The 13559-nt window shown below is 43.3% G+C and carries 4 protein-coding genes; 3 read left to right on the top strand and 1 reads right to left on the bottom strand.

Going from position 1 to position 13559, the window contains the following annotated elements; genetic code table 11:
- Positions 1-13: 13 nt before the first annotated feature.
- Entirely contained in the window at positions 14-6127 is a 6114-nt protein-coding gene (locus tag BM176_RS06735; protein WP_218162155.1) for a HAMP domain-containing protein, read from the bottom strand.
- 163 nt (positions 6128-6290) lie between these two features.
- Here BM176_RS06735 and BM176_RS06730 point away from each other — a divergent pair, with 163 nt between their 5' ends.
- The 3 genes from BM176_RS06730 to BM176_RS06720 all read left to right on the top strand — a co-directional run bounded on the left by BM176_RS06730 (position 6291) and on the right by BM176_RS06720 (position 13548).
- Positions 6291-6704 (top strand): response regulator, encoded by a 414-nt coding sequence (locus BM176_RS06730; RefSeq protein ID WP_090100839.1) that lies wholly within the window; start codon positions 6291-6293, stop codon positions 6702-6704.
- Between the two features lie 103 nt (positions 6705-6807).
- The gene (locus BM176_RS06725) at positions 6808-9459 is read left to right on the top strand and encodes a CHAT domain-containing protein (RefSeq protein ID WP_090100837.1); all 2652 of its coding nucleotides are present in this window, start codon (positions 6808-6810) and stop codon (positions 9457-9459) included.
- Between the two features lie 48 nt (positions 9460-9507).
- Positions 9508-13548, top strand: a complete 4041-nt coding sequence (locus BM176_RS06720; RefSeq protein ID WP_090100835.1) for a DEAD/DEAH box helicase — start codon at positions 9508-9510, stop codon at positions 13546-13548.
- Positions 13549-13559 lie beyond the last annotated feature (11 nt).

Here is a 13559-nt window from a genome sequence, read left to right as displayed (position 1 = left end):
TTTTCTAATGAAATTATCTATACAACCATACACGCATTAAAGACAGCAGCTGATCTATTTTCAATGGCTTGGTGATATAATCAGAGGCTCCTGCGTCGAGACATTTTTCCCGGTCGCCTTTCATTGCTTTTGCTGTTACAGCAATAATAGGCAGCGCACTGTTTTTATGTTCCCTGCGAATTTTCTGCATTGTTTCATAACCATCCATTTCGGGCATCATAATATCCATTAGCACCATATCAATCTGATTGTTTTCTTCCAGGATGTTAATCGCTTCTTTTCCACTTTCTGCTGTAATCGTATTAATATTATAACGTTCAAAAGCAGTGGTCAGGGCAAAAAGATTTCTTACATCATCATCAACTACCAATACACTTTTATGGATCAGCACATCCTTTTGTGAGCGGAGGTCTTCTATCAGCTGTCTCTTTTCGGGCAATAATGCAGTATGATTAATATGAAGCTGCATAACGGTTTCTTCCAGTAGCAAGTCTAGAGAATTAACGCCTTTTAGTAATATTTTATTGGCGTACTGCTTCAATTTTGATTTCTCTTTATTGGAAAAATCTTTGGCAGAATATACTATCACAGGTGTAGCATTATACCTGTTCATCGTATTGATATTAGCTACAAACTCAGCTCCTTCAATATCAGGTAGCATATAATCTGCGATAATACAATCGTAAGAATTTTTATTTATGAGTTCGATAGCAGTTTTTCCATTTTCGACAAATTCCATCTCTATCAGATCACCATTATCCAGCATTCTGGCTATCTGTGAAGCATCCGGTTCATTGTCTTCCACCACCAGTATTGTCTTCTTTTTTTTGATATCCAGTTCAATGATGTTGTTAAACAATACCGTCAGCGCTTCTGTTTTCAATGGTTTTAAATTGAAGCTACGTGCACCGCGCTGCATAGCCAGTAACCTGTTTTCCTCTCCTGAAATCAAGTGGATAGGAATATGACGAAGATTAATATCATTCTTAAACAGGTCTAATACTCTCCATCCGCTGGCATCAGGTAGTTTTACATCCAGTGTAACGGCTATCGGATTGAATTTATTGGTGAGATCAAACACTTCCCCAAAAGTAGTAGCTACCACTACTTTAAGGCCCATTTCATGTGCTTTTTCCTGCATGATCTTGGCAAAACGTACATCATCTTCCACAATCAGTACTACTTTATCTGTATCGAGAATATGTGTTCTGTCATCACCAATTTCATTAATGATTTCATTCAGTCCTTCCAGGTCTTTGGTATCTGGCGATACCTTAGAGGTAGGCGCTGATTGAATCAAACCAGGTTTGTAGATATCGCCCAGCTTATATCCGCTCACCGTCAGGCTGCTTTGTTTTTCTTTCCTGATGGAAGACGGATTATAGTTAAGCGGAAGGAAGAGTGTAAATGTACTTCCTCTGCCAGTTTCACTTTCCAGTTCAATGGAACCGCCCAGCAGATCGGCCAGTCCGCGACTGATAGACAATCCAAGGCCCGTTCCTCCATACTTTCGGCTGGTAGAGCCTTCTGCCTGTTGGAATGCTTCAAAGATGATGTTCTGTTTATCTTTGGAAATACCTATACCGGTATCTTTGATCTCAAAGGCCACTACACGGTCTGCACCATCCAGACTATAGTTCAGCAGTTTCCAGTTACGTTTTGCCTCATAGATGCGGAGTTTTACTTCGCCTTTATCCGTAAACTTGAATGCATTTGATAACAGGTTCTTCAGGATCTGGTTAAGGCGCTGTACGTCTGTTTCCAGGCTCTGTGGCAGCTGATCGTCCATATCAATACCAAAGCGCAGATTCTTGCTCTCAGAGATATGTTTAAAAGTAGTTTCCACGAATCCTATTACTTCATTGAAGCGTACCTTGATGAAATCTGTCGAAATATATCCTGACTCGATCTTGGACAGATCAAGGATATCATTGATCAGCTGGATCAGATCGTCTCCGCAGCTATGAATGGTTTTTGCATACCGTACCTGTTTCTCATTCAGGTTACCATCATGGTTCTCATACAGCTGTTGTGCCAGTATTAGCAGTGAGTTCAGCGGGGTACGTAACTCGTGCGACATGTTCGCAAGGAACTCTGATTTATATTTGGAAGTCAGTTGCAGTTGTTCTGCTTTTTCTTCAAGCGATTTTCTCGCTTCTTCCACCTCTTTATTTTTCTCCTCTACTTCTTCTTTCTGTTTCACCAGCAGGTGAGCTTTATCCTGCAATTCTTCATTTGTTCTTCTCAGTTCATCTGCCAGCGATTGTGACTGTTCCAGCAGATCTTCTGTTCTGGAATTGGCCTCAATAGTATTCAGTACGATACCGATACTTTCTGTCAGCTGACTTAAGAAGTCAAGGTGTGTCTGGCTGAATGAATCAAAAGATGCCAGCTCAATAACGGCCTTGATTTCTGTTTCAAATAATACCGGCAATACGATCAGGTTAAGCGGTGCCGCTTCTCCCAATCCGGAAGAGATCTTGATATAATTGGAAGGAACGTTTGTGAGCAGAATTCTTTCTTTCTCCACAGCACATTGTCCAACTAATCCCTGTCCCAGAGAGAATTCACGGGTCATACTTACCTCATCTCCGTAGGCATATGCAGCAAAGAGTTTCAGTTTAGGATTTTCCTGGTATTCTTCCTGTTCAAGAATATAGAACATGCCCTTCTGTGCATTTACAGTCTGTGCAAGTTCTGAGAGGATACGACGGGTTACCGTGTTTAGGTCTTTCTGGCCCTGCAACATCTGTGTAAACTTCGCCAGATTGGATTTCAGCCAGTCCTGTTCCTGGTTACGCAGTGTTGTTTGTTTCAGATTGGCAATCATTTGGTTGATGGTATCTTTCAATTCTTCCACTTCACCTTTTGCATCTACGCGGATCATCTGGGTAAGGTCTCCTTTTGTTACCGCAGAAGCCACATCAGAAATCGCACGCACCTGGGTGGTCAGATTTGCTGCCAGCTGGTTTACGTTTTCTGTAAGGTTCTTCCAGATGCCGGAAGCACCGGGCACACTTGCCTGTCCGCCCAATCGTCCTTCTACTCCCACTTCACGCGCCACGTTCGTTACCTGGTCTGCAAACACAGCCAGTGTATCAATCATTTCATTAATCGTTTCTGTCAGCTGTGCTACCTCCCCGCGGGATACGATGGACAATTTTTGTTTCAGATTACCGGTCGCCACGGCGGTTACAACTTTCGCAATACCACGTACCTGGTTGGTGAGGTTGGAGGCCATCATGTTTACAGAGTCGGTAAGATCTTTCCATGTACCACCCACGCCCTGTACTTCTGCCTGTCCGCCCAGTTTCCCTTCAGTACCTACTTCACGTGCCACACGGGTTACCTCGAAGGCGAAGGAGTTCAGCTGATCCACCATGGTATTGATGGTGTTTTTCAGATCGAGGATTTCTCCCTTAACGTCTATTGTTACTTTCTTGGATAAGTCGCCTGATGCTACTGCTTTGGTTACCTCTGCAATGTTACGTACCTGTGAGGTGAGGTTACCTGTCATGTGGTTTACGGAGTCCGTTAAATCTTTCCAGGTACCTGCCACACCCGGCACGAATGCCTGCCCGCCGAGTTTTCCATCCGTACCCACCTCACGTGCCACGCGGGTTACTTCAGAGGCGAAGGCTCTCAGCTGATCCACCATCGTATTGAGTGTTTCTTTCAGCTGGAGAATTTCTCCTCTTACGTCCACTGTAATTTTACGGGACATGTCCCCGTTGGCCACCGCAATGGCCACATCTGCGATATTACGCACCTGGGCTGTAAGGTTACCTGCCATCTGGTTTACAGAGTCCGTGAGGTCTTTCCATGTACCGCCTACGCCAGGCACGTTTGCCTGTCCGCCCAGTTTCCCTTCAGTACCTACTTCACGGGCTACACGCGTTACCTCAGAGGCAAAGGCGCGCAGCTGTTCCACCATAGTATTGATGGTATTTTTCAGTTCCAGGATTTCTCCTTTAACGTCTACTTCGATTTTGCGCGACAAGTCACCATTTGCAACCGCAGTAGTTACTTCCGCAATGTTACGCACTTGAGAAGTCAGGTTGGAGGCCATGATATTCACGGAGTCTGTCAGATCTTTCCATAAGCCTTCTACGCCCGGTACATCTGCTTGTCCGCCCAGTTTCCCTTCAGAACCTACCTCACGTGCCACCCTGAATACTTCCGAACCGAATGCATTCAGCTGATCCACCATTGTGTTGATGGTGTTTTTCAGTTCCAGGATTTCTCCTTTTACGTCCACCGTAATTTTGCGGGAGAGATCTCCTTTCGCCACGGCGGTTGTTACTTCGGCAATGTTCCGCACCTGTGCCGTGAGGTTGGACCCCATCTGGTTTACGGACTCAGTAAGGTCTTTCCATGTACCGCCCACACCCTGTACTTTTGCCTGCCCGCCCAGCTTCCCTTCTGTACCTACTTCGAGAGCCACACGGGTTACCTCGGAGGCGAAGGAGTTCAGCTGGTCCACCATGGTATTGATGGTTTTCTTCAGTTCAAGGATTTCTCCGGCCACGTCTACGGTAATCTTTTTGGAGAGGTCACCGTTTGCCACAGCAGTTGTTACCTCGGCAATGTTCCTCACCTGTGCTGTGAGGTTAGATCCCATCTGGTTTACGGAATCTGTTAAGTCTTTCCAGGTACCACCCACTCCCTGTACTTTTGCCTGTCCGCCCAGCTTCCCTTCCGTACCTACTTCGAGAGCCACGCGGGTAACCTCAGAGGCAAAGGAGTTGAGCTGGTCCACCATGGTGTTGATGGTATTTTTCAGTTCCAGGATTTCTCCTCTTACATCCACGGTGATTTTACGGGATAAGTCGCCCAATGCCACGGCAGTTGTTACGTCGGCAATGTTCCGCACCTGTGCTGTCAGGTTGCCCGCCATAAGGTTTACAGAGTCTGTGAGATCTTTCCACACACCCCCTACGCCTTTTACGGTTGCCTGTCCGCCCAGTTTCCCTTCCGAGCCTACTTCACGCGCCACGCGTGTTACCTCTGCAGAAAAGGAGTTTAGCTGGTCCACCATGGTATTGATGGTATTCTTCAATTCCAGGATCTCTCCTTTTACGTCTACTGTGATTTTACGGGACAGGTCGCCCCTTGCCACTGCCGTTGTTACTTCGGCGATATTACGTACCTGTCCGGTAAGGTTGGAGGCCATCTGGTTCACGGAATCTGTTAAATCTTTCCATGTACCGGCTACTCCTTTTACCTCTGCTTGTCCGCCGAGTTTCCCATCTGTACCTACCTCACGAGCCACACGCGTTACCTCCGATGAGAAGGAGTTCAGCTGGTCCACCATGGTATTGATGGTATCTTTCAGTTCAAGGATTTCTCCCTGTACGTCTACTGTAATCTTTTTGGAAAGGTCTCCTTTCGCCACAGCCGTTGTTACGTCGGCAATGTTCCTCACCTGTGCTGTCAGGTTGCCCGCCATCTGGTTCACGGAGTCTGTCAGGTCTTTCCATACCCCTGCCACATCTTTTACTTTTGCCTGTCCGCCCAGTTTTCCTTCAGAGCCTACTTCTCTGGCCACACGGGTTACCTCTCTGGAAAACAGGTTCAGCTGTTTCACCATCCCGTTTACTTCCATTGCGATACGCGCAAATTCCCCCTGTAGCAGGTGACCTTCAATTTCCAGGGGCATTTCCTGGGAAAGGTTTCCTTTTGCTACTGAGCTGATTACATGTGCTATTTCGATGGTTGGATGTACAAGATCTGATATGAGAGTGTTGATAGATACCACCGCCGTATTCCAGGAGCCTCTTGCTGTACGGGGCATCTGTACACGATGGTTCAGCCGGCCCATTTTCCCGATAGTATTACGGGCTAGCGTCAATTCTTCTACCAGTGTTTCATTAAGTGAAATGATATCATTTACCGTATCACAGATCTTCCCGCTGAGGCCGATACTGTCGATAGACATCCTGACAGAAAAATTACCATTTTTAACCTCAGAAAGGACCTGTAATAATTGCCGGGTATCCAACTCGTCAGATAGCGGTTCATATACAGGTGTGGCTTTCTTCTTTATCTCTGTTGCGTTGTGTGGAATCTTTTCCACATTGCTTATAGGCTGGGCATTCTGCCCAGGCAGCTTTTTCCGGGTAGCCATTTATGAACGGTATTAAAGGATTAGGGACCTGTATTGTTTTGAAATCTTTATGCAGTGCGGTCAGGATACCTAAAATCGTATTAAATTTTGCATATAGTAATTATACATTATAAGGTTTGTTGTAGTATTTTTGAATTACTTTTACAAATAACACATAAAATAGATGCAATTTTTAGGCCATTCAAACAGACTAATTCTGTTGGCAGAGGATGATATTGATGATCAGGAATTGCTAGAAAGTGCATTTGGAGAAATAGATCCTTCCTGGCGGGTGGTATGTATACCAAATGGCAGAAAGTTCGTAAAGTACCTGGAAACTATCCAGGATATAGATCTCCCTGCCTTACTGATACTTGATTATAATATGCCGGAACTTACCGGGGTAGAGATAGTAAAGGAGCTGAATGATAATGTCCGCTATCTCAATATTCCTAAAATAATATGGAGTACATCAAACTCGCCTGTATTTAAAGCAATGAGTATTGAATTAGGGGTGGCAGATTACATCACCAAGCCCAGCGATTTTGCTTCTTTCCAGTCTATAGCAAAACATATGTTATCTTTTGTGAAAGAATAACAGGTTTTAATACTATTTTGTGTAAATACATATACCGTTGATACTTCGCTAACCCAGTGCAGCCTATCCAAAACCTATTATTGGCCTACTTTAATAATTCCGCATGCAGAATATTGCTGACAAACAAGAAAAGCCTATTAATGTTTCCGTAAGCCAGGGAGATTTGCTCTATGCTGCTTATCCATTACTCATTGGGCATTTTAACCGTGATGGAATTCTCTATGCAGAAAAAGCAATAGATAACTATTTGGGTGGTGCACTAACCCAAAGGCATAAACTGGGATTGTATCCTGGAATTATTGGAAGTAGTGAAGTGCTAACCGGATCACAGCAACAGATAAAAGGAGCCTTGATTGTAGGACTGGGAGATGCGGGTAAACTAACCGCCTATCAGTTATCCCGAACAGTGGAGCAGGGTATTGCCAATTACCTGTTATTCCTGGAAAGTAATAAGAGCACTGTTGCTACTGAGATAGGAATTTCTTCATTGATTATAGGCTGTGGTTATGGTGGCCTCACCATCGAAAATTCTGTAAGGGCAATATTACAAGGTATTCAGCAGGCGAATAACAAGATAAGGAAAATGCAGGGAGAGGATGCTGTAGTGGTAAGCCATGTAGAATTTGTAGAGAAATATGAGAACCGTGCATTGAACTGTTATTATGCATTGAATACGCTGGCTCACGAAAATAACCAGTCAATTAATATCTCTCTTGGAAATAAAAAGATCAAAACCCTGTTCGGCCTGGAAAGACGGGCTGCACCTGATCAGGCAGATGAATGGTGGAACCGGATCAATGTGCAGTTAGTGAAAAATGAGAAAGATAGCTACCTGCAGTTTAGTACTTCTACTGGTGGTGCCAGGGAAGAACTTCGCCAGCTTTTTAGCAGTATAGATATTATCACAGGACTGGTAAATGAAATATCTACCAATAATGACTGGTCTCCTGCATCTGCCAAAACCATCTTTGAATTACTGATCCCGAATGATTTTAAAGAGCAACTGAAAAAGCAGGCTAATATCAACTGGATACTGGATAAAGATACCGCTGCTTATCCCTGGGAATTGTTGCACGATGGGATGTCCGACAATTGTCCCTTATCCGTTAATGCGGGTATGATCCGCCAGCTGTCCACGCAGGATTTCCGGCTCACGATCAATGCTGTAGCAAAGAAAACAGCACTCATCGTGGCCGACCCGCAATTGAAAGGCTTCCTGCCTGCCTTACCGGCAGCATTGAAAGAAGGTGAGCTGGTATCAGACATCCTGGAAAAGCAGGGATTCACTACTGCAAAAATGATCCAGGATACCTCTTTCAATATTATCAAATCTCTTTTTGCAGAAGACTACAGGATCATTCACCTGGCGGGGCATGGAGTCTTTAATAAAGATGCCCCTGAAGCATCGGGAATGGTGATCGGAGATCATGTATATCTCTCTACACGGGAGATTGCGCAAATGAGTACTGTGCCCGAACTGGTGTTTGTAAACTGTTGCTTCCTGGGTAAAACAGATGGCGCTGCAGAAGAGTATTACCGTAACCGTTATAAGATGGCAGCTAACATAGGTGTACAATTGATAGAGAATGGTGTGAAAGCAGTGGTAGTGGCAGGATGGGCCGTGACTGATGATGGTGCATTTGATTTTACAGATCAGTTTTATACTTCTATGTTTGCTGGTTATAACTTTGGCGATGCTATCCAGAAGGCCAGAAAATTCATCTATGAAAAGTATCCCGATAATAATACGTGGGGTGCTTATCAATGTTACGGAGACCCTTTTTACAAGCTGACTGATTTTTCCTATAAAGCACCTGCATCACTTCCCGTATATCTAATGCCTCAGGAAGCAGAAGATGCTCTGTTCAATCTTCTCAATAGAATTGAGATGGGAAACCGGACTGTGGAGGATTACCTGAAGAAATTGAATATTATTACAGCTGCAGTGGAGAAAGCGGGTATCCGCAATGCAGCGATCACAGAAAAAGAAGCACTGATTTATGCTGAGCTGGGAGAATATGATAAGGCGATTGAGAAATTTGAGGAACTGCTGAAAATTGAAAAAGCCACCTTTTCATTCCTCTCTGCTATACAGTATTGTAATATCCGCAGTAAAAAACAGGTCGCCGAATTCACCCATTATCCTAAAAGGCGGAAGAAGCTGATAACAGGATTGGACGATGTGATCACAGATCTCCATAACCTTACCAGACTGGCAGAGACAAACGAAATATATACCCTGCTGGGTAGTGCATTTAAACGCAAAGCATTGCTGGCCGAAGAAGATTCCGAAAGATTGAAAGCACTGCAGGAAGCAGCTGTCCATTACCACACGGCCAGCGTTATCAGTCCTTCATCATATGCGATTACACAATGGCTGGGTATTGAAGCATTGCTGGTATTATTGAATGAAAAGGATGACTGGTCGGAAAAAACGATTGGCGATTATGTGCGTCCATCGGATAAAGATGCTACGAAAATGCTGAATAAGCTGTTACAGCAGCAGCCTTCGACTAATGAAATGAATTACTGGGACCTCGTCAGCACGTTGAATATTCAATTATGTTTATTACTGATCCATCCGGAAAATACGGGGAATGTGACCTTGAAGTTGGATCAGGCGGGCTCTCCGGGTAAAAGGATCACAGAAAAGGAACATTTGCAATTCCTGTCTGCGGTATTGTCCTGGAGTAAAAAGCCATATGCGGGTAATTTGAAAACAGCGATAGGTCAGCTAATAAAAGATTGGGTATAGTCACCTCTTAATCAGCTATTTTTGTAATTCATACAGGGAATTGCAGTAATGATTAACGAAGCATTTTATTTAAGGCAACATTATCAGTCAAAACCAGAGGACACAAAGTTAGTAATAGATGTACTCTCTATTCATCTATATCCTTTGGAGCGGCATAGACTGATTGATAAAGTACTTCAGCTGAGGGAACTTCCCCAGTCCGGGATTGTTGAAATTCTGCAGGATCTGGTGGATGAAAGGATGGTTGTTATAAACCTTGCCGGTAACTATTCTCTGATACCTGAGTATGGGTTTTGTATGTTCCCTGTCAATATTGTAAAGCCCCATTACCTTCGTTTGCTGGATGAAAAAAGCTATTCTTTTTATAGTACCAGTGCCCGGCTACAGGAACTTCATCAGTTACTCATTGCTTATTTTACTGGAGAGAAATCATTACTTCTGCAACCTGTAAGGAAGTTGGAATTTGAACTCGCAGAATATTTTCCTTATTTATGTTACCTGTTATATTTTCCGGCATATGAATCATTACTAAGGTTATTTAGTGAGGATAGTATCATTAAAATATATGCGGCTACTATAAAATATACGATGCTTGAAATGCCATTGCTGAGTGATGTGTACGCATTTCAGAAAAAGATAGCCGCATTTATTCCCGTTACAGAACAAACACTTACAGATCCCGAATTACTTTTGCTGGAAGGTAATTTCAGGGAAACAGATCATCATTATGCCAGAGCAGTAACTTTCCTTTATAATGGAGAAACGGAAAAGGCATATGCTGCTTTTGAACAAGGGTTAAAAGAGCAACGGCAAACAGATAAGAAAAACAGCGTCCCCAATTCCCCTTTATTTTCTTTCCTGTATGCGCTGACATTGACATTACTGCCGGACGTACAGTCATATCCCGTTATCAATAAAATTACAGCGGCTTACGAAAAGAAATTATTTGCAACGATAACACCTGCTATCTGCTTATTACATTTTCATAATGGTAAAAAAGAGAAGGCAGAAAATATTTTACAGATCCTGCTGGAAACAAATGCAAAGCAACCCGGGAGGTATCTGTTAAGTTATCTGTCTATTATCTGTCTGCAATTATTTCATCCGAAAAGTAAATTATTAAAGACATATAGTCCGATAGCAAAAATGATTCTGAGTCGAGGTATTGAGCATAATTATCGCTTACTCACATATGAATACCTGTTTCTTTTTAAGGAAGATGGTTACCTGGGTTATGAATCCCTGTTCCAGGAAATAGCTGCCTTCATTGGTAAAAAGCCTGCGCTTTCTTTGTTACAAAAGTTACCTGATTGGGAAAGGTTGTTGAATACGCTCCTGCTCTCCAATGAGAATAATGTTAAAAAGGAAAAGGTAGTTATTGAGTCAAGACTGATATACCTGATAGATTTTTATAACTATAGTATTCAACCTGTTTTACAAACCAATCAGGGTGGGGAATGGAGTAAGGGAAGAAGTGTAGAACTGAAGAAACTAAAAGAGGGAAAGGTAGAAGGGATGACAGACCAGGATTTCAGAATTGGTGCTACTCTAAGGAAAGAAACACATTACACCTATGGTGGAGAGTCTTTTTCATTTGAAGAAAAAGTATGGGAGGAAATTACAGGGCATCCCTATTTATTCCTGAAGGAACAACCTACAGTTGCAGTGGAAATAATAAAAGGGGTGCCAGAACTCTTTGTGAATAAAACGGGCAAGGGATTTACTTTCAACAGTAATATTTCAGAAACTATCGGAGATACCGTCATCGTAAAAGAAACGATGAACAGGTTAAAAATAATAAAGCTCACACCACAGCAGCGCACATTATTAAATACATTAAAGCAGATCGATGTTGTGCCAGCTGCCGGTAAGGATAAGCTGTTACAGGCGTTGCGGAATATTGGTGCACATATTACGGTACATTCCAACCTTGATGAAACAGCAACAGACATAAAACAGAAAGCTGCTGATTCGCGCATTCGTGTACAGTTACTGCCTATAGGTACTGCGTTAAAGGCTGCCTTTTTTGTGAAGCCGTTTGCAAATGATCCTCCTTATTGTAAGCCGGGTGAAGGAGCAAAAGTGATTATCGGCATGATGGATGGAGAACGTTGTCAGGCTGTGAGGGATCTGGATACAGAAAGAGGAAACCTGGCATTGCTGATGGTGTACATCCAGCAATCTATAGTACAGGAAGTAGATGATGAGGTGATTATATTTGAAGACCCGCTGGATTGTTTGCAGTTACTGGATATTATACAGCGTAATCCGGAACTTGCGGTGGCCGAATGGCTGGAGGGAGAGAAATTTAAAATACGCAAACAGGTAGCCGGTTCTAATCTGCGCCTTACTGTAAGGAAAGCAAATGGACGCTGGTTTGAATGTAATGGAGAGTTACAGGCAGATGAAAATACAGTACTATCATTGAAGGAATTACTGGATGCAACCAGAATAAGTAAAAACAGATTCATTGCATTGAAGAATGGAGACTTCCTGGCATTGACCAATAAGTTATATAAGCATCTTAACGAGTTAGCCAGTATAGCACTTACAGAAAATGATACCATCAAAGTACAGCAGCTTAGCGCACATATGCTGGATGAGTTGCTGGAAAGTGCTGGTAGTGTGGATGCTGATAATGACTGGAAAACGCATCGTTCCAAATGGGAAGAAGCTGCTGCATTGGAACCAGAGGTTCCTTCTACATTACAAACTACATTACGGCCTTACCAGGAAGAGGGTTTCCGTTGGATGGCGCGACTGGCATCATGGGGAGCCGGTGCCTGCCTGGCTGATGATATGGGACTTGGTAAAACCATACAAGGCATTACGATGTTATTGTATCGTGCATCGCTGGGGCCAGCATTAGTAGTTTGTCCTGCTTCTGTATTACCTAACTGGACAAATGAAATAAACCGGTTTGCGCCTTCCCTGCGACTGGTATACCTGAATACTGTGAACCGCGAAGACGTACTGAAAGCTGCCATTGCGTTCGATGTAGTAATTACTACTTATGGTATATTACAATCCGAAGAAAAGCTTTTTGCTGCGGTTAACTGGACAACGGTTGTGCTGGATGAAGCGCACATCATCAAAAACTTCCAGACTAAAACTTCCAAAGCTGCAATGTCCTTACAGGCAGACTTTAAACTGATTCTCACTGGTACGCCTATACAAAATAACCTGGGCGAGATCTGGAATCTTTTCAATTTTATCAATCCCGGCTTATTAGGTACGCTGTACGATTTCAATAAAAAGTTTACCACTCCGGTTATCTATAATCCTGATAGCACGGTAAAAAAACACCTCAAAAAACTGATCTCTCCTTTCATGTTACGCCGAACTAAAGCCGGTGTTCTGGATGAACTACCAGCTAAAACAGAGATTGTGAGAATGGTAGATCTTTCTCCGGATGAGGTGGCGTTTTATGAAGCCCTTCGACTGAAAGCCGTAGAGAATATTAAGAAGTATGGCAACGTAAATGGGCGTCAGCATCTGAATGCATTAACGGAAATTGGTAAGCTGAGGATGGCGGCTTGTAATCCGCAGATGATAGATGAAGATGTGAACATCCCTTCTTCCAAATTATCCGTATTCCTGGAAATTGTAACTGAACTGATCTCCAATAATCATCGGGCGCTGGTATTCAGTCAGTTTGTAAAACATCTGGACCTTGTAAAGAAAGCACTGGATCATATGGGTATCTCCTATTTATACCTGGATGGCTCTACCCCTATTCCCATGAGGGATACACTGGTAAAAGAGTTTCAGTCCGGCAAGGGCGACCTTTTCCTCATAAGTCTGAAAGCCGGTGGGCTAGGATTGAACCTCACCGCAGCAGACTATGTGATCCACATGGATCCGTGGTGGAATCCCGCTGTTGAAGAACAGGCTTCGGATCGTGCACATCGTATAGGGCAAACCAAACCGGTTACAATTTACAGGCTGGTAACAAAGCACACCATTGAAGAAAAGATCATCGCATTGCACCATAATAAGAGGGATCTGGCAGATCAGTTATTGCAGGGGAGTGATCAGGCGGGGAGATTATCTACAGAAGAATTAATGAAATTAATTACTGCAGGCTGATTATTTTTGTA

This window comes from Chitinophaga sp. CF118 (assembly GCF_900112615.1).
Taxonomy (GTDB): domain Bacteria; phylum Bacteroidota; class Bacteroidia; order Chitinophagales; family Chitinophagaceae; genus Chitinophaga.
Note: the sequence above shows the minus strand (reverse complement) of the source record. Positions and strands in the feature narration are given on the sequence as shown.